Raw genomic sequence first — 26,667 nt, forward strand, 5'->3', positions numbered from 1 at the left:
TCAAGCGTAGGACAGAGCCTTTTCAGCCAGCAGTTCCTGATACAGCTCTGTCCACTTGCGACCCATCTCATCGGCGGTGAACAGCTGCCGATAGCGCGCTTCGGCTTTGACACCCATCTCGGCAGCACGCTCAGGGTTTTCCCAAAGCGTACGCATGGCTTCACGAAAGGCCTGTGGATTGCTCGGTGGCACCACCAGCCCGGTTTCGTTGTGGATATTGATGAAACTGGTGCCGGTGCCAATTTCGCTGGAGATCATCGGTTTGCCGTACATCGCGCCTTCGAGCAACGAAATCCCGAATGCCTCCGAGCGCAGGTGCGAAGGGAAGACAATCGCGTAGCTCAATTGCAGCAGCGCCACTTTGTCCTCTTCACTCAGACGGCCGAGGAAATGAATATTGCGCAGGCCCAGCGCGGCGGCCTGTGCATGCAGTTCCTGCTCCAGCGGACCGGCACCGACGATCACCACGGGATAATCGATGTCTTTGAGCGCATCGAGCAGGATGTGCAGGCCCTTGTAATAACGCATCACTCCGACGAACAGAAAAAACTTATCCCCAAGCTGTTGGCGCCAGCGGTTCATGCGTTCGGTATCGGGCTGTGGATAACCTGCTTTATTCAGGCCGTAGGGGATAACGCGGGTCTTGTGCTGAAACTGCTGCAGCACATCGCTGGTGTGCAGATAGTTCGGCGATGCAGCAACGATGCGGTCGGCGCTGGCGAGGAAGCGATTCATCAGTGGCCGATAGAGCTTGAGCAGATGCTTCTGGCGAATGATGTCCGAGTGATAGGTGACCACGCTCGGCTTGTTCACGGCGCTGGCGAAATGCACCAGGTCCATGAATGGCCACGGGAAGTGATAGTTGATCACGTCGGCTTCGGCGGCCAGCTCACGGAACTGCTTGAACACGCTCCAGGAAAAACCGGTCGAGGCGAACTGAATATCCAGCTTCGCCCGATGTACTTCGTGCTGGCCCAGTTGCACCACGGGCGGTGTCGGATCGGTGCTGAGGGTCAGCACTTGCCCATCAATGCCATGCTGGGCGCCGCTTTCGCACAACTGAAAGATGACTTGTTCGATGCCGCCGACCGAATCGGGCAGGTACGTCTTGAAGAAATGAAGAACGCGCATTCAACCTCCCATGGCCTGGCGATAGGCACCGGCCGTAGCCTGTGCACAACGTTGCCAGGAAAAAAGCCGCGCCTGCTGCAATCCTGCTTCGCGGCAGGCCTGCCAATGCTGCGAGTCGTCAAGCAGCCGGCTCATTGCATTGCGCAAGCCCTCGGCATCGTCCGCTTCAATATAGTTGCCAGCCGCACCGGCCACTTCCGGCATCGCCGAAGAACGGGTGGTCACCACCGGCGTGCCACTGGCCATGGCTTCCAGCACCGGCAAGCCAAAGCCCTCATACAACGATGGAAATATCAGCGCCCGGGCGCCGGCCAACAGTTGCGCCAATTGCTCATCGGGCAGATAGCCGAGCAGGCACACGTGGCCGCTGGCCAATGCCTGGCGTAGTGGCTCGCTGAACTGCTCGCGCTGCCAACCGGCCATGCCCGCGATCAACAAGGGAAAGCGCTGGCGCACAGCGTCGGGCAGCAGGGCGTGGGCCTGCAAAGCGAGGCTGAGATTCTTGCGTGGCTCCAAGGTGCCGACACAGAGGAAATATTCCCGTGCCTGGACGGCGTGAGCCTTGAGCACACTGTCGATTTCCTCAAGTGGCCGAGGACGGAAGCGCTCGGCCACACCCAACGGCGCCACCACGAATCGCTGTGCTGGGAGATTGAAGTAGGCCTGCGCCTCGTCAGCGATCGCCTGCGAATCGGTCAGAATGACCCGCGCTTGCTCGACGCCGGCGGCCAGACGACGTTCGATTTCCCTCAAACGTGCTGGTGGCTGGGTTTCTGGAAAATGCAGGTGCGTCAGGTCATGCAGGGTGATCACGGTCGGGCCGTCGAAGGCCAGCGGCCACAGGCTTGGCTCGTGATAAAGATCGATCCCTCGTGCACGTCGCTGATCGAAACGTTTCTGCTCCAGCCAGCGGCGGGCCTGATAGGCCCCGGGAATTTGCCGCAGCAATGGCGTCATGCGCGAGTAGCCGGGCATGGCTGCGGCCGGCAGGGCCGAACTCCAGCCCCATCCGTGAAACAGGCTTACGTCCACATCGGGTTCGCTGCGCAAGGCGTTGACCAGTTCGGCGACGTAGTGGCCGATACCGGTGCGCGGTGCTTGCAGGATGCGGGCGTTAAGAGCAATGCGCATGCGGCCTCGCTTGCATGCGCGGGGCCTGCTGAACATGGGCAAGGCTGCGTGTCGCCAACTGCTCACTGGCCTCGCGCCAGCCGATCCAGCGCCAGTCAGCGACGTCGCGGGCGGCGGGAAACTGTCCGCTGCGCTGATAGGTTTCGATCAGATCGGCAAGGCTTTGTGGATCCAGCAGATCGAAATACGCCATGAACTCGCCACCGATTTCGCGGAATACCGCGATGTCGCTACCCATCGCTGGCAAACCGCGCTGCATCGCTTCCACCAGCGGCAGGCCGAAGCCTTCGACGAACGAGGGGAAGACCAGCGCACTGGCCTGCGCGTATGCGTATTCAAGGCTGGTGTCGCTCAGATCATTGAACATGAACAGGCGCCGATTCAGTTCCGGATGATTGCGGATTCGCTCAAGCAGCGCCTCGCATTTCCAGCCGATACGCCCGGCGATGCACAAGCGTGCCGTCGAGCCGGCAGCCCAGGCGCGTTCGAAGGCGTCGAGCAGGTACCCATGGTTCTTGCGCGGCTCGATGGTGCTGACCATCAGAAAGATCGCTTCGGACCCGGCGAACAGATCCTTGAGGCGTGGTTCGATCGTTGCCGCGCTGTGATGCAGGTCGAGCTCGGACCCCAGATAAAAGTAATCGAACCAGCGCTTTTCAGTCTGCTCGGCACCGATTCTGCGTTGCAATTCACCACGCACCTGATCACGCACCGTGGCGGAAATTGCCATGTAGCCATCGGCCGTGCGGGTAATCCAGTCGAACCACTCATTGAAAACTTCGACCAGACGCGTGTCGTAAAACTGCGGATGCGTCAGTGGAATCAGGTCGTAGATCACCGCGATGATGCCCACGCCGTCGCGTTTGAGCTGCTCGACATGGGCGAAAAAGTCCGAGTGCCAGGATGAATCCAGCAGCACCAGTTGATCGCCCGGATGATGTTGAAGTGGCGAGCAGCGTTTAAGCAGCTGCCTGCGGTTGATCCGCCGGATCAGCCGAATCGGCAGGCCGAACACTGCAAATTGGGTCAATCGATAGCCCACATAAAGAACCCGGCGTGCCAGTTTTGAAGCGCACTGTGTATCGCGGCGCTGATGCCATTGCCAGAAGCGGTGGGCAAGGCGCTGCAAGCGTTCGCCGAAGGTTTCAAGGATGTTCCAGAACGGCGTATCGAACGGCGCCAGGCGCAGAACGCGATACAGCTCGCCATTGAGCACCACCACTGGCATGCATTCGACACCTTCGGCGCTGGCGGGCAATTGCTTTATGACGTTGCGCACCACGCGCTGGATCCCCGAATTGACCGTGGGGTGTTTGAATACGTGAGTGCATTCAACCAGCAGGCGGGTCATGGCGCACGCTCGACAGGCCGGGCCTCGGTTTCACGGGTAATGGTGGTTTTTGCGTCGAGCCAGGCACAACCGACGAAATCCTCCCGAGGGTTGTTGATCACCTGGAACACCAGTGCGCAGTCACGCCACTCGAAATTGCGATCCAGATGTGAGTCCAGACGCGACAGGCTCAGCGACACCGAATAATTGCCCTTGCCCAAGCCCATCACGAAGGCGAAACGGTAGGTAAAACGCTCCCCGGCGCGCAGATCGGTCAATGCCTTGTTCAGCCGGTGAGTGTTGATGCCGTACATCATCTGGCCGAGGCGATCCTTGAGGATAAAGCCCAGCACCAGCCGTTCGATGTCCTCGCGTACCTCGACCTGCACTTCGAGCACCACCGGTTGGCCGACTTCGACAGCGTCAATGCTGCGCTGGTTTTCATCGAGCAGGCGTACGCTCAGAATCGCCGCCTCGCCGGTGCCGGAGACCGTTTGCACCTCGCCGCCGGAGAGCGTTTCCTGGCGTACGACCTGACCCTCCCGTTCGGCCATCAGCGCATTGTAATAATCGAGAACCGGCTCCGGTTTGCCGCGCATGGCCACGCGCCCATCCTTGAGCAGAATCGCTGAGTCGCAAATCGACTGAATCGCGAAACGATCATGGGACACGATCAATAACGTCGTGCCGGATTTACGAAAGCTGCGGATGCGTTCGAAGCTCTTGTGCTGGAAATAGGCATCGCCCACCGACAGCGCTTCGTCGACGATCAGGATGTCCGGGCGCCGAGCCGTGGCGACGCTGAACGCCAGGCGCATCTGCATGCCACTGGAATAAGTGCGGACCGGTTGGTCGATCGCATCGCCAATTTCAGCGAAGTGCTCGATGTCGGGCATCAGCGCTTCGATTTCCTCGAGCTGCATGCCCAGTAACTGACCGGCCATGATTGCGTTCTGCCGACCGGTAAAGTCCGGATGGAAACCCATGCCCAGCTCCAGCAGGGCTGCGACGCGCCCCTGCAATTCAATCTTGCCCTGGGTGGGTTGTGTGGTGCCGGTGATCATTTTCAGCAAGGTGCTTTTGCCTGCACCGTTGGCGCCGACGATACCCACCGCTTCACCCGGAGCAATCTCGAATTCGACATCTTGCAGCACCCAGTGCTGTTGATGGCGGATCGGCGAAAACGGAATCAGCCACTCAGCCAGCCGTGCCCAGCGGTTTGGGTATTGCTTATAGGCCTTGCCCAGGCCGGTGACGCGAATATGTCCCATCAGAGTTCATCCACCATTTCTCCGACGCGCTGGCGAAACAGCCGCAGACCGATCAGACAGAACACCAGGCCGGTAATGAAAACCGGCAGCAGCGAACTCCATACCGGCCACTGACCGTAGAGAAACAGGTTCTGATAACTGCTGAACAGGTTGGTCAGCGGGTTGAGTTGCAGCAGGCGCTGCACCCATTCCGGCAGGATCGTGATCGGGTAGACGATCGGTGTCAGCCAGAACCAGAACTGCAGGCAGATGCCGAACAACTGGCCGACATCGCGAAAGAATACGTTCAATACGCCAAGGACCATGCCCAGCCCGGCGCAGAACATCATTTGCAGAGCAATCAGCGGAATCAGTGCCAGCAGAGCCATCCCCGGCCAGCGCCCGGTGATCAGCAGAAAACCGAGAAACAGGCTGATGATGATGGCGAAATTGATCCCGGCGTTGATCAGCACGATCACCGGCAGGCAGATCCTCGGGAAGCTGATTTTCTTCAGCAGGTTGGCGTTTTCCAGAAACATGTTCTGGCTGCGCAGGGTGATTTCGGAAAACAGCCCCCAGGCCAGCAGACCTGCGCACAGGTAGACGCTGTAGGCCATGCTGTCGTCCACACCGGGCAGGCGTGCGCGCATGATCTGGGAAAAGATCACCGTGTAGACAATGATCATCGACAGCGGATTGAAGATCGGCCATAGCGCGCCGAACAGCGAGTTGCGATAACGCGCTTGAAACTCGCGCTGCACGCTGCCGAGGATGAACCCACGGTAGCTGTACAGCGAGCGGTACAGGGAAAGCAGCATTCAGACCGTCCTGCCGTATTGATCTTCGAAGCGCACGATATCGTCCTCGCCCAGGTACTCGCCGCTTTGCACTTCAATGATGACCAGATCGATCACCCCGGGGTTCTCCAGGCGATGCTTGTGGCCGGCGGCAATGAACGTCGATTCGTTCTTGGCGACCAGGGTCGTGCCGGAGCCGTTGTTGGTGACCTTGGCCATGCCTTCGACCACCACCCAGTGCTCGTTGCGGTGATGGTGCATCTGCAACGACAACTTGCCACCGGGTTTGACCACGATGCGTTTGATCTTGAAACGCGGGCCTTCCTCCAGAACGGTGTAGGTGCCCCAAGGACGGCTGACCGTACGATGCAGCCGATAGGCTTCGTGGGACTTGTCCTTGAGTTGCTTGGCCACGCGGCGTACATCCTGTGCACGGTCGGCATGGGCCACCAGCACCGCATCAGCGGTGTCGACGATAATCAGGTTATCCACACCGACGGTCGCCACCAGCCGGCCCTCGCTCTGCACGAAGTTGTTGTGGCTGTCGATGAAGATCGCTTCGCCGCTGGCGCGGTTGTTGTCGGCGTCGGCGGGAATCAGCGCGGCGACCGCGTTCCACGAACCGATGTCGCTCCAGTCGAAACCGGCAGGTACCACCACGACTTTTTCCGAGCGCTCCATCAGTGCGTAGTCAATGGAGATGTCAGTGATTTCGGCAAACAGGGCCGGTGACAACTCCTGTTGCAGGCAGCCGACCGTTTCGACCGGTGCGCTGACGGCCATGCAGGCGCGGGTCTGTTCCAGCAACTCGGGTGCGTGCAGTTGCAGTTCGGCAATGAGCGTCGCGGTGGTGAAGCAGAACATCCCCGAATTCCACAGGAAGTTGCCGCTCTCCAGATAATGCGTAGCGGTCTGCAGGTCGGGTTTCTCGACGAAACGCTGCACCTTGGCCGCGCCTCTGGCGTCCAGCGGCGCACCGGTCTCGATATAGCCGAAGCCGGTTTCCGGCGCGGTAGGGACCACGCCAAAGGTCACCAGATAACCGTCCTTCGCCAGATTCACTGCGTGCTCGACCGCACTCTTCAGGGCGTCCTGATTGACGATCAAGTGATCCGCCGGCATCACCACCATGATTGCGTCGTCGCCGTGCAGCGCCTGCAATGACAGTGCTGCCGCTGCGATCGCCGGTGCGGTATTGCGCCCGCTCGGCTCCAGCAGAAAGTGCCCACGATGGCGCGATACGTGCGCCGCGCAATAGTGATCCTTGCTCTGGAAGTAATACTCGCGGTTGGTCACCGTGACGATATCGCCCCAGCCGTCCAGCAACGCCGCCGCGCGCTGGTAGGTCTTGCCCAGCAGCGACTGGCCGTCGGGCAGGGTCATGAACGGCTTGGGGTGGCCCTCGCGGGACACCGGCCACAAACGGGTGCCGGCACCGCCGGACAGAATCACCGGAATCAGCATGGCCTACTCCTTGGCGACGCGTTTCATGTCCGCATCCATCATCATGCGGATCAAGGTATCCAGGTCGGTTTTCGGTTTCCAGCCCAGTACACGCTGGGCCTTGGCCGGGTTGCCGAGCAGCACTTCGACTTCGGCCGGGCGGAAGAACGCCGGGTCGATCTTCACGTAATCGCGGTAGTTAAGGCCGACGTGATCGAAGGCAATGCGGCACATCTCGCGCACCGTGGTGGTGACGCCCGTGGCGACCACGAAGTCGTCGGGCTTGTCCTGCTGCAGCATCAGCCACATGGCCTCGACGTAATCGCCGGCAAAGCCCCAATCGCGTTTCGCGTCGATGTTGCCCAGCGCCAGCTCCTGCTGTCTGCCCTGCTTGATGCGCGCAGCGGCGTCAGTGACCTTGCGGGTAACGAATTCGATGCCACGCAGCGGTGATTCATGGTTGAAGAGGATGCCGCTGCTGGCGTGCAGGTTGAAGCTTTCGCGGTAGTTGACGGTGATCCAGTGGCCGTAGAGTTTGGCCACGCCGTAAGGGCTGCGTGGGTAGAACGGCGTGTTCTCGTCCTGCTGCTCAGCCTGGATCAGGCCGAACATTTCGCTGGTCGAGGCCTGATAAAAACGCGTGTGCGGACTGAACTGGCGGATCGCTTCGAGCAGGTGTGTCACGCCCAGCCCATCGACGATACCGGTGGTCACCGGTTGATCCCAGGAGGCGGCGACAAAACTCTGTGCGGCGAGGTTGTAGACCTCGTCCGGTGCCGATTTGATTACCGCACGCTGCACCGAACAGGCGTCCGCCATGTCGCCGTCGAGGTAGACGATATCGGCTTCGATACCCGTCTCGCGCAGGCGCCAGCGTGAATCGCTGCTGCGCCGGGCGACGAGGCCGTGAACCTTGTAGCCCTTGTCCAGCAGCAGTTTGGCCAGATAGGCGCCGTCCTGGCCCGTGATCCCGGTAATCAGTGCACTTTTTGTCATTGTTGTCGTACTCGCATCTCCCAGTCGGACAGGATCGCCCGCAGGGATTGTTGTGTGGTGGTGGCTGGCGCCCATCCTGTGGCGCTGGCCAGTTTTGCGTGACTGCCGCAGACGCGGCGCTGATCGGCGCGCCGCATGCGCGCCGGATCCTGCACCAGTTCTACCTCGACTTCGGCCAGATCGGCCAATTGCTCGATCAGGCTGCGAATGCTTTGCTCGCGGCCCGAGCAAATGTTGTAGACCTGCCCCGTTGTGCCGTTTTCCAGCAGGGCGAAATACGCTGCGATCACGTCGCCGACATCAAGAAAATCCCGCGTAACGTCGATATCGCCGACTTGCAGTTGCGGTGCTTGCAGACCCTGTCTGATACGGCAGATCTGCCGGGCGGCGCTGGCGATGACGAAGCTGTCTTTCTGCGCGGTGCCGATGTGGTTGAACGGACGCGCGATCAGCACCGGCCAGCCTTCGCTCAGGCCCCATTGCAGGGAGAGAAACTCCGCTGAAAGCTTGCTCACCGCATACGGATTGCGTGGCAGCGGCGGTTGTTGCTCGGTGATCGGCAGATGCTTTTCGCCGACTTGCCCGTAAACGTCGCCGGAGCTGACGTACAGGAAAGTGCCGGCAAAGCCGCGAGCCTTGAGCGCCTGCAGCAGGTTGAGGGTGCCGAAAAGATTGATATCGAAGGTGCGGGCCGGGTCACGAAAGGCTTCCGGCACGAAGGTCTGGCCGGCCAGATGAATGACTGCATCCGGCAACTCAGGCCAAAGGTCGATGAGGCTGTCGGCGTTCGTAAGGTCGTAGACCGATGCGGCAGGCAGCAGCGCCCACGACGAGCCCGGCGAAGCCAGACGAGACTGAATGTGTTGTCCCACGAAGCCGCTGAGGCCCGTGACGAACAGACGTTTTTTCAAACAGCGACCCCTTGGTCATGACTCGCGCCGCTTTCCTTGCACGCTTTGAGGAAAGCGCTGTCAGACCGGAGGAAATATCCAGTGAAACAGCAGGCGAAGCCGTTGTTGTAGTTGTTTGGGTGCCAATCTGTGCCAATTGCTCGGCAATTTCAACCGGGCAAACCGTGACTGGTCAGTTCTCGTCAGCATAGTCCGATTTATTCTCGCCGGGCGGTTCCCGGACTCGCGATGGATGTGTTTAGAATGGCCTTCGTCGTGAGTTGGCCGGTTGTTTTCCGGACGCCGCGACGCGGGGTGAAACTGACCACTAAAACAAGAACAGAGACGTGCCCGATGATGACGGACGAGTGCCGGCCCTGCCGACCCGATCCGCCACGCGGCCGTCATAGCATGAAGTCGCCGGGATGGCGCTTCATCGTGGGATGCCATGAATTTCATTCTCTATTCGGACGTCAACGACAGCTCCATCAGTTCCAGTCTCGGGCGTCCGGAATACAGCTATTACTTTGTCCTCAAGGCCTATCGCCCGGTGCTGGAAAGCCTGGGGCGCGTGCACGTGGCCGGATCTGTCGCCGACGTCGATGTGATTTACCGGCAATTGCTCGCCGCTGGCGAAGACAGTGTGTTTCTGTCCTTCACCCCACCGCAGAAAACTCCGGTTGATCTGCAATGCCCGACGATCTGCGTGGTGGCCTGGGAGTTCGATTCGATCCCCGATGAACAGTGGGACGACGATCCGCGTCAGGACTGGACACGCATGCTCGCGCACCACGGGCGGGTCATCACTCTGTCTAGCCACACGGCAACGGCCATCCGCCGCGCCATGGGCGAAGCGTTCCCGGTGCTGGTTTTGCCGACGCCGTTGTGGGACAGCTTCGCAACGATTCGTCAGCAACACCAACCGATGCCGGTCAACCCGGGCACTGCACTGGCAATCAAGGGGTGCATATTCGATTCGCGCACCCTCGGCCTGTCAGCCGATGCGCTGATCCCGACGCCAATCAGCCCTGAAGAGCAGGCTGCACTGGCCGCAGCAATTGAAGCCGCGCGCCCGCCACCGTTGACGTTCAAACGCCGACTGGTCATCGCTCGACATTATCTGCGCCTGTGGGCGCTGGATCTGGGACACGAGCAGGCGGAACCGGTGCCACGGGTGAAATTTCTGCACAACTGGTACTGGGAAGGCATTCGAGATCTGCTGCCGGACGCTTTGCATGGCTGGCTGCAACAACGGTTGCCTGCGATATGCGGCGCGGTCCCGATGCCAGTGATCGAACCTGCGCCACTCGATCTGCCGGACACCTCATCGGTGGTCGAAACCACAGTTGAGGGTGTGGTGTATGTCTCGGTATTCAACCCCAAGGATGGCCGCAAGAACTGGCATCGACTGATCAGCGCGTTCTGCTGGGCATTTCGCGAAACGCCCGACGCGACGCTGGTGCTCAAGATTACCCAGAATGATCTGGCGTCCTATTACAGCGAATTGATGACCCTGCTGGCGCAACTCACGCCGTTCGCCTGTCGGGTCGTGGTGATGCACGGTTACCTCGACGACGCGCAGTACGCCAGGCTTTATCAGGCGGCCAGTTTCTACGTCAACGCGTCACGCTGCGAAGGGTTGTGCCTGCCCTTGATGGAGTTCATGTCCAGCGGCAAACCGGTGATCGCTCCAGACCATACGGCGATGAAAGACTACATCGATGAGTCGGTGGCGTTCGTGGTCAGATCCAGCGAAGAGCTGACGATCTGGCCGCAGGACACGCGGATCATCTACCGCACGCTGCGGCACCGCCCCGACTGGGGCTCGCTGAAAAACGCCTACGAAAACAGCTATCGAATGGCCAAGGCCCAGCCGCAGGAATATCAGCGGATGTCTGCCGCCGCCGTCGCGCGCATGCAGCAATACTGCGCCTTCGCGCCGGTGCGCAAACGCCTCGCGGAGTTCTTTGCGCTGACAGCAGGCCCCACCGATGCTGCGTCTGTGACGGATAACGCCCCATGCTGATCATCATTCATTCGGAAACCAACCGGCACACCATTGCGCAGAACCTCGGACGCTCGGAGTACAGCTATTACTTCGTGCTCAAGGAATATCGTCCGGTGCTCGAACGCATCGGCCAAGTGGTGGAAGTGGCCGATCCGCAGACAGAAGTCGATGCGCTGTATCTGGAATGCCTGAGCCGTGGCGAGCCTTGCGTGTTTCTGTCGTTCTCGCCGCCGCATCGCACCCCCGTTCACCTGGCCTGTCCGACGCTGCCGGTGTTTGCGTGGGAGTTCAGCACGATCCCCAACGAGCCCTTTGCCGGGGAGCCGCGCAATGACTGGCGTAGCGTATTGCATGCCTGCGGGGCGGCGATTACCCATTCCAGTTATACGGTCAACGCCGTGCAGGAGGCGATGGGCGCCGAGTACCCGATCGTCGCGGTGCCGGCGCCGGTCTGGGACCGTTTTGCTGCCCGTGGCGCGAAAGTGCCCGAGCAACCGCTGGCCGCCGCGTACAGCCTGACGATCAAAGGCCTGGTCGCGGACAGCCGCACTCTCAATCTGAATGCATTCGGCCCTGCGCACCTGCGCAGCGGCGAGGGCATCGACTTCGCCGCGCCGGCCTGCGAGCAGACGCTGGTGCTTGATGGCGTGGTTTACACCTCGGTGTTCAATCCCGGTGACGGGCGCAAGAACTGGGAAGACATGCTCAGTGCGTTCTGTGTGTGTTTCCGCGATGTCGAAGACGCGACGCTGGTGCTCAAGCTCACTCACCATGACGCCGAAGAAGCGCTCAGCGATATTCTCCACCACTTGTACAAAAACCAGTCTTACCGCTGCCGGATCGTTCTGATCTACGGCTACCTCGCCGATCCGGACTACGAGCAACTGGTGCAGGCCACGCGGTATGTGGTCAACACCTCGTACGGTGAAGGGCAGTGCCTGCCGCTGATGGAGTTCATGTCCTGCGGCAAGCCGGCGGTCGCGCCGCGTACCACGGCGATGATCGATTACCTGAGCACCGCGAATGCCTTTCTCATCGAGTCCACGGATGAGCTGACAGCCTGGCCCCACGACCCGCGCAAGGCCTTCCGAACCCTGCGCTACGTGACCAACTGGACCTCGTTGTGCGAAGCCTATCGGGCCAGTTACGACGTCGCGAAAAACCAGCCGCAGCGCTATGCCGATATGTCCGCGCAGGCAGTCGACAGTTTGCAGGCGTTCTGCAGCCAGGCTGTGGCTGAACAGCGTTTGCGAGGGTTTCTGACGCAGTTGTTCGAGCATCGTGCGCCTGCCTTGGAAGCCCCCCAAGCATGAACGGCAAGCGCATCATGGACGTTGAGGTCCTGCGTGCGGTCGCGGTGCTCGCGGTGTTGTTCCACCATCTGCAGGACAATCTGTTCACCGACCCGGTGCCGTCGCTTGCCCGTATCCACGAATGGGCGCAGACGTGGTGGGGCGTTGACCTGTTTTTTGCGATCTCCGGTTTTGTCATCGCCCGGAGCTTGATCCCGGTGCTGCAAGGCTGCACGACGGGCCAGGAGCGCTGGCGACAGGTCCGCCATTTCTGGCTCCGCCGGGCCTTTCGTCTGTTGCCTTCAGCCTGGCTGTGGCTGGCGCTGATCCTGCTGGCCTGTATGTTTTTCAATCGATCCGGTGCGTTCGGAACGCTATCCGCCAATCTTCAGGCGACCCTGGCCGGGGTACTGCAATACGCCAATTTCCGCTTCGCCGACAGCTTCTTCCAATACGAATATGGCAGCAGTTTCGTTTACTGGAGCCTGGCGCTGGAGGAGCAGTTCTATCTGCTCTTTCCGTTGCTGATCCTGTTGTTTCGCCGACGCCTGGTCTGGACATTGCTGGCGCTGGTGGCGGTGCAGATTCTGACTGTGCGCACGCCGTTGCTGATGGTGGTGCGTACCGATGCGCTGGCCCTTGGCGTGCTGTTGGCCATGTGCAGTGCGCAGCCGGGTTTTCAGCGCTGGCAGCCCTCGTTCTTGCGCCGACCATGGCTTGGCATTTCAGCGTTGATGGTCATTGGAGCGCTGTTGAGCTTCATGGCTACCGACCGTTTTACCCTGGCCAATTATCGAATCGGTTCGATCGCCGTGCTCAGTGCGCTGCTGGTCTGGATCGCCTCGTACAGCCGTGACTACCTCATGCCTGCCGGACGCATTCAGAGCTGCCTGGCCTGGATCGGCAGCCGCTCCTACGGCATCTACCTGATCCACATCCCCGCCTATCTGCTGGTGCGTGAACTGATATTTCGTTTGCAGAGCAGCGGTCTGCCGAGCCCGGCCGGGCATCCAGTCATCATGCTGCTGATTGCCTTCGGCCTGATTGCGCTGCTCAGCGAACTCAACTATCGCTTGATCGAAATGCCGATGCGCAACCGCGGTGCTGCGCTGGTCAAGCGCCTCGACACCTCCCGAACCGCTGTTACCTCAACCGGAGCCACCTCATGCTGAGCTTTTTGAAGAAACTCTCGGCGACAACGCCTGCGCAAACTGCTGCAGAACCGGTCGCTGCGGTTGCCGACAAAGTCGATCCGTACATGCTCGGCCTTTACGATGCGAAGCTCAGCGGCTGGTTCAACCAGCAAACCCACGAGCTGTATACGGGATTTCCTGTGAGTGCCGACGACACATTGCTTGATGTCGGTTGCGGTGATGGCGGCAATGTGCACTTCTGCGGTGTGCGTGGAGCGAAGATCATTCTTGCCGACATCGATGCGGCCAAGGTCGAAGCCACGCGCCAGCGTCTGAGCGACACGCCGGCCCGGGACATCGAATGCCACGTTACCGACTGCAACCCCCTACCGATTGCCGACGCAACGGCGACGCGTGTGGTGTGTACCGAAGTCATCGAACACGTCGACGATCCTGCGCAGTTTCTTGCCGAACTGGTGCGGGTTGGCAAACCGGGTGCGTTGTATCTGCTGAGCGTGCCGCATCCCAGCTCCGAGGAGCTGCAAAAGGACATTGCCGCGCCGGAGTATTTCCAGAAACCCAATCACATACGCATCATCAGCGAAGACCAGTTCAAGGCCATGGTCAGCGAGGCCGGGCTGGAAATCGTCAGCCACAGTCAATATGGCTTCTACTGGTCGATGTGGATGATGCTGTTCTGGGAGGCCAAGGTCGAGTTCAGCAACCCCGATCACCCGATGCTCGAGCACTGGGCCAATACCTGGCAGGCGGTGCTGGATTCCCCGCGCGGTGCTCAGATCAAGCAGGCGCTGGATGCGGTGGTGGCCAAGAGTCAGGTGATCATCGCGCGCAAGCCTGCGGCATCCCTGTAGGCGCTGCGGCACGCTGCGATCTTTTGGTCTGGAGTCTTGAAGCAAGATCAAAAGATCGCAGCCTCGTTTCACTCGTCAGCTCCTACACGGTTTTTGTGTAACCTTGCGGCCTGTGGTCTCGGGGATTTTCAAGGTATGCGGTTTATTTTGGGTCTGTTTCTCGGCATCTTGCTTGCGGGGTGCGAGCAATCCGTCGCGCCTCCCCTCGACCAGCAACTCTACGTTTGGCAACGTCAATGGACGTCTGCGCATGAACCGGCATTGCGCGACAGTCGCACTGACTTCTCGACCCTGCGCGTGCTGGCGTTGCAGGCCTTTCCCGGCGAGCGGTGGAGCAGGGCGCGGGTTGATCCGGCGTTGTTGAAAGCTGACGGTCGCCCGCTGATCGCAGTGATTCGCCTCGATGGCCAGTTGCAGTCGCTGGACCAGCAGCAGGTCACCGCGCAGATTCTGCAAGTCATCGCCGATTGGCAGGCGCAAGGCCTCACGTTGAGCGGCGTCGAGATCGATCACGACGCCGGTACAGCACGGCTGCCTGCGTATGCCCAATTGCTCAAAGATCTGCGCGCGACCTTGCCGCCCTCGTTGCCTTTGAGCATCACCGCACTGCCGGCCTGGCTCGATAGCGCGCAATTGCCGGCGCTGGTGCAAAGCGTTGACAGCAGCGTGCTGCAAGTCCACGCGGTGAGCGATCCGCGACTGGGTCTGTTCGATCCCGAGCAGGCGTTGAAGTGGGCGAAGGCCTGGGCACGCATCAGCGACAAACCTTTCTATCTTGCGCTGCCGGCCTACGGCGTTGCGCTGTTGGACGCTGACGGCGGCGCGCCCGCAGTGGAAAGCGAAGTGCAACTGCAGCGCGGCGGGCAGCGCCGGGAGTTGCTCGCCGATCCTCTGCAACTCAGCCAACTGAGCCAGACCTTGCGTGAGGATCCGCCCGAGCATCTGGCTGGATTGATCTGGTTTCGCCTGCCGCTGGCCAGCGATCGTCGCGCCTGGAGCCTGACTACTTTACGCGCGGTGGCTCGCGGCGATGTGTTGAACAGTCAGTTGCGCCTGTCATTCAAAGAGCAGGGCGGTCTCTATGACATCCAGCTCGAAAACCACGGCAATCTAGACAGCCCGTGGCCTGCGCAAATCACGCTTAAGGCGCAGGGTTGTGCTGGCGCCGATGCGCTCGCCGGTTACTCGTTGCAACAAAGTGCCAATCTGCTTACCTTCACCCGCCTGCGTGACGGTCGCTTGCCGGCGGGCGGACAGCGCGCTGTCGGTTGGGCGCGTTGTGCACATATTGATCAAGGAGGTTCGCATGTTGACCCGTAACTGGCCCCGCCATCTGCTTTGCCTGAGCCTCAGCCTGCCGCTGGGTTCGGCGCTGGCGTGCGGCCCGGACTTCCCGATGCGCCTGCTCGACAACCGCGCGCAGACCCTCGCCGATCTGCCCGAAGGCAGTTTCAGCTTCGAAGTCAGTCGCCTCGGTAAAACCATTGCCGGGCTGAAAAATGTCACTGCTGCGACCCACAACCCCAACGATTATGCCGAAGACAACGCGTCAGAGCTGGCGCGCGAACAGGCTGAGCAGGTGGGCCTGAGCGTCGAGCAATACGCTTTGGTCAAGCGCCTGCGCGGGCTCAGCGATGCACGTCAGGCCGAAGAGCAGGGCGCCAGTCTGCCGGCGGAAATCCGCTTGTATGTCGCCGGCGCCGTGGCCTTTGCCACCGGCGATCATCAATTGGCTACGGCATATTTCAACAAGGTGCTGGCGCTGCCGGCAGACCAGCGTCCGTTGCGCAGCACGTGGGCGGCGTATTCCCTCGGGCGCATCGCCTTTGCCATGAGCAACGAGGCGCACGATCGCATCGAAGCGCTGGAAGAAGCGCGCGATGCCTTCCGCCAGGCCCGGCAACTGAGCATCGACGGCTTCAGCGATCCGTTGGAACTGGGCGTTGCCAGCCTCGGTGAAGAGGCGCGGGCGTTGCGCAGCGCGGGCGACTGGAGCGGCGCCATCGAACTGTACGAAGCACAGAACCTGCACGGTTCGGCCGTCGGTTACACCTCGCTCAAGCAACTGATGAACGAGCTGGCCGAATTGCCGGAATCTCAGCTGGCCAAACTGCTGCAGCAGCCAGCGGTGCAGCAACTGGTCACGGCATCGCTGGTCAGCCGTCAGGGCTGGTCATTTGGTGAGCAGCCGCCGAATGAAAAGAAACTCGTCACACTCCTGCAAAACAGCACCCGTGGCAGCCTCGACAATGCCGAGCGACTGGCGGCGATGAGTTATCAACAGGGCGACTACGCGTCTGCCAAGGCCTTTCTGGTAAACGCCGGGGACGGCGGACTGGCCTGGTGGCTGCGGGCAAAACTGGCAGTGCGTGACGGCGACACGACTGCCGCTGCCGCCGCCTACGCCAAAGCCGCCCAGGCCTTTCCACAGAATGAAGACTGGGGTTATCGCCGCACGCCGGACTGGGCGTTTGAAACGGTCCAGCCAAAATGCCGGGTCGACGGCGAAAGCGCGATCCTGGCGCTGCAACGCGGCGAATACCTGCAAGCGTTCGTGCAGCTGTATCGCAGCAACAGCCTTTACTGGTTCGATGCCGCCACCGTTGCCGAGCGGGTGCTGACAGTCGATGAGCTCAAGCAGTACGTCGATGAGAATGTGCCGGCGCCGCCGCCATTGACGCAGCAGGAGCGCGACAACTATGTGCCGCTGTCGGTTGCCGCCAATCTGCGCAATCTGCTCGGTCGGCGCTTGCTGCGTGAGGGCCGTTACGAGGAAGCGGTCGGTTATTTCGCCAGTGATGATCTGCAGCACAAGGCCCGGCTCTATGGCGAGCAACGGCTCAAGGCCGAGTCGGCGTGGTGGCCGAGCAAACGCGCCAGTGCGTTGTACAACGCCGCGTGGACGGCGCGGGAGTGGGGCATGGACATCCTCGGTTATGAGATGGCGCCTGATTACGCCACCTTCGGCGGCAATTACACGCTGGAGAGCACGAAGCTGGATGTCGGCCCGCTGATTTCAGCGGCGGAAGTGCAGCGCCAGCAGGCCAGCGCCGCGCAACCGGATCTGCGTTATCACTATCGTTTTGTCGCCACAGCACTGGCCAGTCGCGCCGCCGATAATTTGCCGCACACCAGTCAGGCGTTTGCTGCGGTGTTGTGCAATGCCGCCGGCTGGAACAGCAGCCTTGAGGACCAGAGCGCGCTGTATCAGCGCTACGTCAAGGAAGGCCCTTATGTGCCGTGGGCGCAAGACTTCGGCAATCAATGCCCGTATCCGGACTTCGAAAATGCCGACAAGCGCTACGTCACCCAAGTGACCGACGCGGTGCGTGCGACGCTGCGGCCGTACAAGTGGCCGGTGCAGATCGGCGCGGTGCTGCTGGTCGCTGTTGCTGCGTTAATGCTGATTACCCGTCGTCAGCGCAAGGTGCGCAAAGGCTAGGCCTGTTGAATGAAGCTCAGGCGTACGGCGAAGCCAATCAACAGACTGCCGAACAGCCATTGCTGAGCGCGCTGGGCGGTCGGACTGTGTTGCAGCCAACGGCCGAGTGCCGCGCCGGTCATGGCGACAACACTGTCGAACAGCAGGCCGACGCTGACCAGCACCAGGCCGAGTACGGCGAACTGTGTCAGCACCGGCGCGCCGCCGCTGACGATAAACTGTGGCAACAGTACCGAGCAGAACAGCAACGCCTTGGGATTGAGCAGGTTGGTCAGCAAACCGCGACGGATCGCACCGCGCCACTGGCCGTGGGCAGGCGCCTGCTCTTGGGCTTGCAGGTTCGGCACCAGCGAGCTGCGAAAACACTGGATGCCGATCCACAACAGATAGGCCGCGCCGGCGATGCGCACCACGTCAAACGTCCACGGCGCCGTTTTGAACAGCGCCGCCAGCCCCAATGCCGCCAGTGCCACGTGGCAGGCGCGGGCGATAGCCAGGCCCAGCGCGGTGGCCAGCGCCGCACCTCGACCTTGCCGCGCACCGGTTTGCAACAGCAGGATCATGTCCGGTCCCGGCAGTAGCAGAACCACAGCCAGCGTCAGAATAAACAGCCACAGACTTGCCACATCACACCCCTTTCGTTGTTTATTTGCTCGGGCCAGTCTAGAGCGAGAGGGCAGGGCAGGTGCTTGCGTAATCAGCTTCAAAAGTCAGTGGTTTTGGCATAATCTTCTGGTTTTCTGTTTGCAAACCATCAGGATCTGCCAAAGATGAAACTCGACGCCTATGACCGCAAGATTCTCGCCGCGCTGCAACGCAACGGGCGCCTGAGCAATGTCGAGCTGGCGGAAGAAATCGGCCTGTCGGCTTCGCCGTGTCTGCGCCGGGTGCGCATGCTGGAAGAGGCGGGGGTGATCCGAGGCTACCAGGCCAATCTGGATCGCGATGAAGTCGGGCTGGGGCTGACGGTGTTTGTTGGGGTCAAGGTCGAGCGGCACAACGAAGAACGCGCCGAGGCCTTTTATGCCGCTGTTACTGCGCTGCCTGAGGTGGTCTCAGCGTTTCTGGTGTCCGGCGAATCGGACTTTTTGTTGCAGGTAGTGGTGCCTGACTTGCGCGCTTATGACCGCTTTGTCAGCGGCCATCTGCTCAAGCTTCCGGGTGTGAGCGATATTCGCAGCAACTTCGCCATCCACACGGTGAAAGCGCCGGGGGCGTTGCCGTTAGGCCATCTGCCGCTGTAGACCGGGTGGCGCCATTCGCGAGCAGGCTCGCTCCCACAGAGGGAACGCATTCCAAAGTGGGAGCGAGCCTGCTCGCGAAGACGGCGGCAAGGTTTGGAACCTACATCTGCGTCGCCATCCCCTCGACATTCATCGCTGCCTGACGCAACGCTTCCGAACGCGTCGGGTGCGGATGGCAGGTCAGGGCAATGTCCTCGGCCGATGCGCTGAACTCCATCGCCACACAGAACTCGCCGATCATCTCGCTAACGCTCGGGCCAACGAGGTGCACGCCAAGCACTTCGTCCGTGCGCTCGTCGGCGAGGACTTTGGCGAAGCCCTCGGTTTCGTGATTGATCTTCGCCCGGCTGTTGGCAGTGAAGGGAAACTTGCCGACCTTGTAGGCGCGGCCCTCGGCCTTGAGCTGTTCTTCGGTCTGGCCGACGCTGGCCAGCTCCGGCTGGGTGTAGATGACGTTGGGGATCAGCGCGTAATTGACCTCGCCAGCCTTGCCGTGGATCTGTTCGACGCAGGCCATGGCCTCGTCTTCTGCCTTGTGCGCGAGCATCGGGCCGGACGTGACGTCGCCGATGACCCAGACCCCAGCCGCTTCGGTGCGATGTTGCTTGTTGGCGAGCATGCCGCGTTTGTCGGTACTCAGGCCGACGTTCTCCAGCCCCAGGCCCTGGGTGTACGGGCGGCGCCCGATGGCTACCAACACATAGTCGGCTTCGATCAGCTCAGCCGTGCCACCGGCGGCAGGCTCGACGCTAAGCTGCACGCCTGTGGCGGTGCTGGTGGCACTCGTAACCTTCGAGCTCAGTTTGAAGGCGATGCCTTGCTTGCTCAGTGCGCGCTGCAAGGTCTTGCCGGCCTCGCCATCGACGCCGGGGCAGATGCGATCAAGGTATTCGACCACGGTGACCTGCGCGCCGAGTCGGCGCCATACCGAACCCAGCTCCAGGCCGATCACCCCGGCACCAATGACCACCAGATGTTTGGGCACTTCAGTCAGCGACAGCGCGCCGGTGGAATCGAGGATGCGCTGGTTGTCGATCTCGACGCCGGGCAGGGGAGTGGGCTCGGAACCAGTGGCAATAATGATGTCCTTGGCGCTGAGTTCGCTCTTGTTGCCTTGGGCGTCGGTCACCGTCACTTTGCCCGGGCCGTCGATGTGACCCCAACCCTTGATCCAGTCGACCTTGTTCTTACGAAACAGAAACTCGATGCCCTTGGTCAGGCCGGCGACGCTTTCGTCCTTCTGCTTCATCATCTGCGCAAGGTTCAGCGTCGGTTTGACCTCGATGCCGAGATTGGCAAACTCCTTGCCCACCGCAGCGGCGTACAGCTCTGAGGCGTGCAACAAGGCTTTGGACGGCATGCAACCGACGTTCAGGCAGGTGCCGCCGAGGGTTGCGCGCCCTTCAACGCAAGCGGCCTTGAGCCCGAGCTGGCCGGCGCGGATCGCTGCGTTATAACCGCCGGGGCCGCCGCCCAGAATCACTACGTCATAGTTGCTCATGCGCTTGCTCCAGATTGCTCGAAGGGGATAGCCAAGATTAGTCGCGATAAAAATTATGTACGTAATATGAGCTTTGCCAGACATTTCGGTCAAGGCTTCAGGCAAGCGACAGCTGCGGCATCCTTGAATAAGCGTAATTGTGTACGAATATTTCACAGTTTGCGTTATATCGTAACGCTATGAACGCAGAGCCTATATTTTCGGGGTGTTATGCAAGTCGATCTTGAGTTGGACGCCACGCCAGTCACCGGGCTGCCGCGCTTTCAGCAGGCAGCCGCGCAGTCACGCAAATTGCGTCGGTTGGCGTATGGACTCGGCGCAGTGGCCGCGTCGGGGTGGGTGCTGGCGTTTTTCGTCGGCCTGTTTGCGCCGCAGTCCCTGTGGTTGCCGTTGTTGGTCAATCAGAGCGCGGCGTTGCTGGTGCTGGTCGCCGGTCTGCAATCGGCGTGGTGGGTGACGCGATGGCGCGCGCGGGTGATGCATCCGCCCGCTTCGCAACCGACCGTCGTGGAGGAGGGCGGCGCAGCCGAGGGCTGGTACGAAAGGCTGCTGGAGCGCTTGAGTCAGCAGAGCCGCCATCTGCTTGGACAAATCGGTGCGCCGACGTTGTGGCTCGGCGGCTGGGCGTTGCTGGTTCTGCTTGGTATTGAACAGGTGTGGAATCTCACGTTGCCTGCGGCGGCCTTGGGGCTGTCGGCGAGCATCGGTGCGGCATTGGCGTTGTTGCTGGCGTTTGCCCTCTTGGTGCTGGAGCGGCAACTGGCGCAGGAACCGCCGGCGCAATGGCCGGAAGCGGCTGCGCTGGCACAACTGACCCGGGTGGTGATCATCACCCTGTTGATCGGTGCGCTGTGTCTGTTGTTTGCCAGCGAAAGCGCAGTCTGGCCAGTACGCGTGGCGGTGCTCAGCGCAGTCCTGCCAATGTTGGTTGCCGGCGAACTGCTGTTGCGCGCGTTACTGTCTGTCTTCAGCCCGCGGCGTGAACAACTGGAACCGACCCTCCTGGCGCGCAGTTTTATCGCCGATATGCTGCGCTGGCCGCCGCAGCCCTGGCTGGCGTTGCAGCATGAAATGCACAATCGGTTCGGCATCGATCTGCGGCAGATCTGGGCCTTCAGTTACATGCGCCGAGCCTTGTTGCCGGTGTTGGTGGTGGTCGCCCTGAGCGGTTGGCTACTGACCGGCGTACATGAAATTCCCCTGCACGGTCGCGGCATCTACGAGCGCTTCGGTAAACCGGTACAGGTGTTCGGCCCGGGTTTGCATGCCGGTTTGCCCTGGCCATTGGGGCGTGTGATCTCCGTTGAAAACGGTGTGGTTCATGAACTGGCGACCAGTGTCGGCGACAAGCCAATCGCCGTGCAGTCCGACTCCGCTGAAGGCCCGGCGCCGCTGACCGCCAACCGTTTGTGGGACGCCAGCCACGTCAACGACAAATCCCAGGTCATCGCCAGCAGCCGCGGCGCGCAACAGGGCTTGCAAATCGTCAACATGGACGTGCGCTTCGTTTATCGCATCGGTTTGAACGACGAAGCGGCGCTTGCTGCGACCTACAACAGTGCCGATGTACCGACGCTGATTCGCAGCACCGCCAGCCGCATCCTGGTTCACGATTTTGCCTCGCGCACCCTCGACGGTCTGCTCGGCGACGACAGGGCTGGGCTGGCCGAGGAAATCGGTCGCGCAGTGCAAAGCGATCTGAACAGATTGAACAGTGGCGTGGAAATCCTCGCCACAGTCGTCGAAGCGATTCATCCACCGGCCGGCGCGGCGAATGCCTATCACAGTGTGCAAGCGGCGCAGATCGGCGCGCAGGCGTTGATCGCTCGCGAACGCGGGGCGGCTGCGCAGGCCACTAACGAGGCGCAGTTGCAGGCGAGCACGGCGCGGGATCAGGCAACGGCAAACGCGCGGGAGATCAGTGCCGCTGCGCAAACGGCAGACCTGAAATTCAGCGCCGAACAGAAAGCCTTCGCCAGTGCTGGCCAGGCCTTCGTGCTGGAGCAATATCTCAGCCAGCTCAGTCAGGGCTTGAGTAAAGCCAGGTTGCTAGTGCTCGACCATCGACTTGGCGGCAGCGCAAATGCGCCAACCATCGATCTGCGTACTTTCACACTGCCGACTGATTCGTCGCCCGCCCGTACCACCGCTCAACCAGGAGCCACCCATTGAGCCAGTCGCCTGTTCATGACGTTCACGACCACAGCGGCCACGACCACGGCCACGGCGGGCATCACCATCATCATGGTCATCATCACCATCACGGCGATCCGCAAGAGGCCGGGCCATTTCCATGGCGGCGTATGGGCTGGGCTGCGTTGCTGGTGGCGTTTGCCATTGCCGCCGCGAGTCTGGTGCAAGTGCGCTCCGGCGAAGCCACGGTCATCACGCGTTTCGGAAATCCGTCGCGGGTCTTGCTTGATCCCGGTTTGAGCTGGCGCTGGCCTGCACCGTTCGAAGCGGCGATCCCGGTGGACTTGCGTCTACGTACCACCTCAAGTGGTTTGCAGGACGTCGGCACCAAGGATGGTTTGCGCATCATCGTTCAGGCCTACGTGGCGTGGCAGGTGCAGGGTGACCCTGAACACGTGCAGCGTTTCATGCGTGCCGTGCAGAATCAGCCGGACGAAGCGGCGCGGCAGATTCGCACCTTTGTCGGCTCGGCACTGGAGACCACGGCCAGCAGTTTCGATCTGGCCAATCTGGTCAACACTGATGCCAAACAAGTGCGCATCGGCGATTTTGAAGCGCAGTTGCGTCAGCAGATCGACCAACAGTTGCTCGCCACTTATGGCGTGCGTGTGGTGCAGGTCGGTATCGAGCGGCTGACTTTGCCCTCGGTCACGCTCAGTGCAACCGTCGACCGCATGCGTGCCGAGCGTGAAACCATTGCCACCGAACGTACAGCCATTGGCAAACGCGAAGCCGCACAAATCCGTTCCGCCGCTGAGCGCGATGCGCGGATCGTCCAGGCCGATGCGACGGTGAAAGCCGCCGATATCGAAGCGCAATCGCGAGTCGAGGCTGCGCAGATTTATGGTCGCGCCTACGCCAGCTCGCCGCAGCTTTACAACCTGCTGCGCTCGCTCGATACCCTCGGCACCATTGTCACACCGGAAACCAAACTGATTTTGCGCACCGATGCCGCACCTTTCCGCGTATTGGTCGACGGCCCACCGACGCTCGACAACAAAGCTGGATCGCAACCATGAGCGAAGAAGTTCCACGTGGAACACATGCGTTGAACAGTCCGTGGATCCAGGCCGGACGTCTGACCTTCATCGCCCTGTATGCGATCACCGTGCTGGCGGCACTGGCATGGGCGTTCTCGAATGTCCGACAGATTGATCCGCAAAACCGCGCAGTAGTACTGCACTTCGGTGCGCTGGATCGCGTTCAGAATGCCGGACTGTTATGGGCGTGGCCGCAACCCTTTGAACAGGTTGTTCTGTTGCCGGCGGCGGATCGGGTGATCGAGCGTCGAGTGGAAAATCTGTTGCGCAGTGACGAGGCGTTGAAGGCTGACCGGGTAGCGTCCTTCGCCACGCCATTGAGCGATGCACTCGCCGGGTCTGGTTATTTATTGACCGGTGACGCCGGTGTGGTGCAACTGGACGTGCGAGTGTTTTACCAAGTCTCCGATCCGTACGAATTCGTGGTGCAAGGCGAGCATGTGCTGCCAGCTTTCGATCGGCTAGTGACGCGCAGCGCCGTGGCCCTGACCGCCGCGCGAGACCTCGACACCATTATGGTCGCTCGCCCGGAACTGATCGGCGCCGACAATCAGGCGGCCGAGCGTCGCGAGCGATTGCGCGGTGATCTGGTGCAAGGCATCAACGCGCGTCTCGCTGAACTGAAGGCGAGCGGGCAGGGCATCGGTATCGAGGTGTCGCGGGTCGATGTGCAATCGAGCCTGCCGGAGCCAGCGGTCAGTGCCTTCAATGCGGTTCTGACGGCCAGTCAGCAAGCCGATAAGGCTGTGGCCAATGCGCGTACCGAGGCGGAAAAACTTACTCAATCTGCCAACGAACAGGCAGACCGCACGCTCCAGGTGGCTCACGCGCAGGCGGGGGAGCGTCTTGCAAAAGCCTCGGCCGATACCGCAACAGTCTCGAGTCTGGCCACGTCTACCGACCCGCAAATGCTCCTGCGTCTGTATCGCGAACGCCTGCCGAAAATTCTTGGTCAGGCCGGGTCGGTCACCACCGTCAACCCGAAAGACGATTCCCGGTTGATCATTCAAGGAGCCAGTCAATGACGGCGACCACCGCTGCTCCAGGTCTGTTGTCCTCGGCCGAACAACGTCGTGCCGCGCGCCAGTTGACCCTGGCGATGCTTGCGCTCGGACTGCTGGGTCTGGGCTTGCTCTGGCGCTGGATGCTCCCGGAGCAAACCGGTGTCAGCCAATTGCTGCTCGGTTTCGCCTCGTTGCTGGTGGCGGTCCCGGTCATGCGTTCGGCGTGGTACAGCCTGCGTTACCCGAGCCTGCACGGCATTACCGATCAATTGATTGCGCTGGCCATGCTCGGTGCCTGGGCGACCGGCGATCTGCTCACCGCCGCGTTGTTGCCTATCATCATGATCTTCGGCCATGTGCTCGAGGAGCGCAGCGTGATCGGCTCCCAGGAAGCGATTAATGCGCTTGGCCAGTTGACCCGCAGCCATGCGCGCAAGCTGCAAGCAGACGGTTCGATCATCGAAGTGGACAACGGCACGCTCAGCGCTGGCGATGTTGTCGAGGTGCGGGCCGGTGATCGGGTGCCGGCGGACGGTCGGGTGTTGTCCGGCCAGGCGAGTCTCGATACGGCGTCGATTACCGGTGAGTCGGTACCGGTGGAAGCTGGCGTCGGCATGCTGGTGTTCGGCGGCGCGATCAACCTCGATGGATTGCTGCGCGTCGAAGTCACCCGCACCGGCGACGAATCCACCTTGGGTAAAGTCATCGCCCTGATGCAAAACGCCGAGCGCTCGAAACCGCCGATCACGCGATTGCTTGAACGCTATGCCGGCAGTTACATGGTGCTGGTCTTGCTGCTGGCGGCGGTGACCTGGTTCGTCACCCATGATGCACAGGCGATGCTCGCGGTGTTGGTGGCGGCGTGTCCGTGTGCGTTGGTGCTGTCGGCGCCGGCCACGGCGATTGCCGGTGTCGCCGTCGCCGCGCGTCACGGGATTCTGATTCGCAGCTCGGCGTTCCTCGAAGAACTCGCCGATCTGACCTCGCTGGTGGTCGACAAGACCGGCACGCTGACGTACGGCACGTTGCGTTTGCAGGCGATCGACAGCCTGAATGCGGACACCGCCGAAGTGCAGACACTGGCTGCCAGTCTTGGCGCGGCAAGCAGTCATCCGGTGAGCCGGGCACTCGCGGCGATGGCCGATCAAGAGACCTATTGGCCTCTAACTGATATCCATGAGCGCCAAGGCTTGGGCGTAGTGGCGACGACAGAGAAGGGCGAAGCTGCGCTCGGTCGTCCAGAGTTGTTCGCGCAACTGGGCATCACAACGCCCCTCGTTCCTGAACACGATGGCCCGATTGCCGGCCTGGCTTTGAACGGTGAATTCCTCGCCTGGCTGCTGCTAGCAGACAGCATCAAACCCGAAGCGCGCTTTGCCTTGAGCGAATTGCGCGAACTGGGGCTGGGACGCCAACTCCTGTTGACCGGTGATCGTCAGAGCGTTGCCCTAACCCTGGCGCAGGAAGTCGGGCTGAACGAAGTCCAGGCGCAAGCGCTACCGGAGGACAAACTCAATCGCGTGCTCAAGGAAATCGATCACGGCTTCCGCCCGATGGTGGTCGGTGACGGCATCAACGATTCACTCGCGCTCAAGGCCGGCGTGGTCGGCGTGGCGATGGGCGCTGGCGGGGCCGATATTGCTCTGGCTTCAGCGGACATTGTGCTGATCGGCAGCGATTTGCGCCGCCTCGGTACCTGCGTGCGCTTGAGTCGTCAGTGCCGGCGTACTTTGCAGGTCAATGTGATCATCGGTCTCGGCTGGACGCTGGCCATCGTGGTTTTTGCGGCTTTCGGTTGGCTCGGTGCCGCCGGGGCGATGATCGCGGCGCTGCTGCATAACCTGAGTACGTTGTTGGTGTTGGGCAACGCCGGACGTTTGCTGCGCTTTCAGGAGCCATTGCTCAGGCTCGACCCTCGGGATAAATGAAGGAAAATTCATCGAACCGCCGAGTGCGCAGGCAGTCATCTA

Annotated in this window: 21 protein-coding genes; 11 read left to right on the top strand and 10 right to left on the bottom strand. The window is 61.2% G+C overall.

The genetic code is table 11. The features are described from left to right. The 8 genes from KVG85_RS20375 to KVG85_RS20410 are packed head-to-tail and all read right to left on the bottom strand — an operon-like array spanning window position 1 to window position 8,989. Window positions 1–1,131 (bottom strand): glycosyltransferase family 4 protein, encoded by a 1,131-nt coding sequence (locus tag KVG85_RS20375; protein ID WP_217864790.1) that lies wholly within the window; start codon window positions 1,129–1,131, stop codon window positions 1–3. Next, complete coding sequence (locus KVG85_RS20380; protein WP_217864791.1) at window positions 1,132–2,262, bottom strand: glycosyltransferase family 4 protein; 1,131 nt, start codon at window positions 2,260–2,262, stop codon at window positions 1,132–1,134. Continuing rightward, the gene (locus KVG85_RS20385; protein WP_217864792.1) at window positions 2,246–3,613 is read right to left on the bottom strand and encodes a glycosyltransferase family 4 protein; all 1,368 of its coding nucleotides are present in this window, start codon (window positions 3,611–3,613) and stop codon (window positions 2,246–2,248) included. Before KVG85_RS20385 ends, KVG85_RS20380 begins: the two co-directional genes overlap by 17 nt. Next, the gene (locus KVG85_RS20390; protein WP_217864793.1) at window positions 3,610–4,863 is read right to left on the bottom strand and encodes an ABC transporter ATP-binding protein; all 1,254 of its coding nucleotides are present in this window, start codon (window positions 4,861–4,863) and stop codon (window positions 3,610–3,612) included. Before KVG85_RS20390 ends, KVG85_RS20385 begins: the two co-directional genes overlap by 4 nt. Beyond that, complete coding sequence (locus tag KVG85_RS20395; RefSeq protein ID WP_217864794.1) at window positions 4,863–5,660, bottom strand: ABC transporter permease; 798 nt, start codon at window positions 5,658–5,660, stop codon at window positions 4,863–4,865. Before KVG85_RS20395 ends, KVG85_RS20390 begins: the two co-directional genes overlap by 1 nt. After that, the gene (locus KVG85_RS20400) at window positions 5,661–7,103 is read right to left on the bottom strand and encodes a mannose-1-phosphate guanylyltransferase/mannose-6-phosphate isomerase (RefSeq protein WP_217864795.1); all 1,443 of its coding nucleotides are present in this window, start codon (window positions 7,101–7,103) and stop codon (window positions 5,661–5,663) included. Window positions 7,104–7,106: 3 nt separating this feature from the next. Continuing rightward, entirely contained in the window at window positions 7,107–8,078 is a 972-nt protein-coding gene (gmd, locus tag KVG85_RS20405; RefSeq protein WP_217864796.1) for a GDP-mannose 4,6-dehydratase, read from the bottom strand. Beyond that, window positions 8,075–8,989: a GDP-mannose 4,6-dehydratase gene (locus tag KVG85_RS20410; RefSeq protein WP_217864797.1), complete on the bottom strand. Its 915-nt coding sequence runs from the start codon at window positions 8,987–8,989 to the stop codon at window positions 8,075–8,077. The genes gmd and KVG85_RS20410 overlap by 4 nt, the downstream gene beginning before the upstream one ends. A 427-nt stretch (window positions 8,990–9,416) precedes the next feature. On the opposite strand from KVG85_RS20410, the gene KVG85_RS20415 reads away from it, so the two are divergent. The 6 genes from KVG85_RS20415 (at window position 9,417) to KVG85_RS20440 (ending at window position 17,715) form a co-directional block, all read left to right on the top strand. Beyond that, the gene (locus KVG85_RS20415) at window positions 9,417–10,994 is read left to right on the top strand and encodes a glycosyltransferase (protein ID WP_217864798.1); all 1,578 of its coding nucleotides are present in this window, start codon (window positions 9,417–9,419) and stop codon (window positions 10,992–10,994) included. Beyond that, window positions 10,988–12,289, top strand: coding sequence for a glycosyltransferase (locus tag KVG85_RS20420; RefSeq protein ID WP_217864799.1), 1,302 nt, complete (start codon window positions 10,988–10,990; stop codon window positions 12,287–12,289). The genes KVG85_RS20415 and KVG85_RS20420 overlap by 7 nt, the downstream gene beginning before the upstream one ends. Then, window positions 12,286–13,440, top strand: coding sequence for an acyltransferase family protein (locus tag KVG85_RS20425; protein WP_217864800.1), 1,155 nt, complete (start codon window positions 12,286–12,288; stop codon window positions 13,438–13,440). Before KVG85_RS20420 ends, KVG85_RS20425 begins: the two co-directional genes overlap by 4 nt. After that, complete coding sequence (locus KVG85_RS20430) at window positions 13,434–14,273, top strand: class I SAM-dependent methyltransferase (protein WP_212617483.1); 840 nt, start codon at window positions 13,434–13,436, stop codon at window positions 14,271–14,273. Before KVG85_RS20425 ends, KVG85_RS20430 begins: the two co-directional genes overlap by 7 nt. Window positions 14,274–14,408: 135 nt before the next feature. Continuing rightward, window positions 14,409–15,593, top strand: coding sequence for a DUF3142 domain-containing protein (locus KVG85_RS20435; RefSeq protein ID WP_217864801.1), 1,185 nt, complete (start codon window positions 14,409–14,411; stop codon window positions 15,591–15,593). Beyond that, window positions 15,580–17,715: a hypothetical protein gene (locus KVG85_RS20440; protein ID WP_217864802.1), complete on the top strand. Its 2,136-nt coding sequence runs from the start codon at window positions 15,580–15,582 to the stop codon at window positions 17,713–17,715. The genes KVG85_RS20435 and KVG85_RS20440 overlap by 14 nt, the downstream gene beginning before the upstream one ends. On the opposite strand, the gene KVG85_RS20445 is transcribed toward KVG85_RS20440, so the two are convergent. Continuing rightward, window positions 17,712–18,341 carry a LysE family translocator gene (locus KVG85_RS20445; RefSeq protein WP_217864803.1) on the bottom strand — a complete coding sequence of 210 codons (630 nt, stop codon included), beginning with the start codon at window positions 18,339–18,341 and terminating at the stop codon, window positions 17,712–17,714. The two genes, KVG85_RS20440 and KVG85_RS20445, sit on opposite strands and share 4 nt — an antisense overlap. A gap of 144 nt (window positions 18,342–18,485) precedes the next feature. Here KVG85_RS20445 and KVG85_RS20450 point away from each other — a divergent pair, with 144 nt between their 5' ends. Next, a complete protein-coding gene (locus KVG85_RS20450) occupies window positions 18,486–18,959 on the top strand; it encodes an Lrp/AsnC family transcriptional regulator (protein WP_041476556.1) in 474 nt (157 codons plus the stop codon). A 100-nt stretch (window positions 18,960–19,059) separates the two neighbouring features. Here the strand turns inward: KVG85_RS20450 and lpdA are convergent, their stop codons facing one another. Continuing rightward, the gene (gene lpdA, locus KVG85_RS20455) at window positions 19,060–20,460 is read right to left on the bottom strand and encodes a dihydrolipoyl dehydrogenase (protein WP_217864804.1); all 1,401 of its coding nucleotides are present in this window, start codon (window positions 20,458–20,460) and stop codon (window positions 19,060–19,062) included. A 210-nt stretch (window positions 20,461–20,670) separates the two neighbouring features. On the opposite strand from lpdA, the gene hflK (KVG85_RS20460) reads away from it, so the two are divergent. The 4 genes from hflK (KVG85_RS20460) to KVG85_RS20475 are packed head-to-tail and all read left to right on the top strand — an operon-like array spanning window position 20,671 to window position 26,625. Then, window positions 20,671–22,632 (top strand): protease modulator HflK, encoded by a 1,962-nt coding sequence (gene hflK / locus KVG85_RS20460; protein WP_217864805.1) that lies wholly within the window; start codon window positions 20,671–20,673, stop codon window positions 22,630–22,632. Next, complete coding sequence (hflC, locus tag KVG85_RS20465; RefSeq protein WP_217864806.1) at window positions 22,629–23,672, top strand: protease modulator HflC; 1,044 nt, start codon at window positions 22,629–22,631, stop codon at window positions 23,670–23,672. Before hflK (KVG85_RS20460) ends, hflC begins: the two co-directional genes overlap by 4 nt. Next, window positions 23,669–24,718, top strand: coding sequence for a protease modulator HflK (gene hflK, locus KVG85_RS20470; protein WP_217864807.1), 1,050 nt, complete (start codon window positions 23,669–23,671; stop codon window positions 24,716–24,718). The genes hflC and hflK (KVG85_RS20470) overlap by 4 nt, the downstream gene beginning before the upstream one ends. After that, the gene (locus KVG85_RS20475) at window positions 24,715–26,625 is read left to right on the top strand and encodes a cation-translocating P-type ATPase (protein WP_217864808.1); all 1,911 of its coding nucleotides are present in this window, start codon (window positions 24,715–24,717) and stop codon (window positions 26,623–26,625) included. The genes hflK (KVG85_RS20470) and KVG85_RS20475 overlap by 4 nt, the downstream gene beginning before the upstream one ends. The last annotated feature ends 42 nt before the right edge of the window (window positions 26,626–26,667 follow it).

This window comes from Pseudomonas triticicola (assembly GCF_019145375.1).
GTDB lineage: Bacteria > Pseudomonadota > Gammaproteobacteria > Pseudomonadales > Pseudomonadaceae > Aquipseudomonas > Aquipseudomonas triticicola.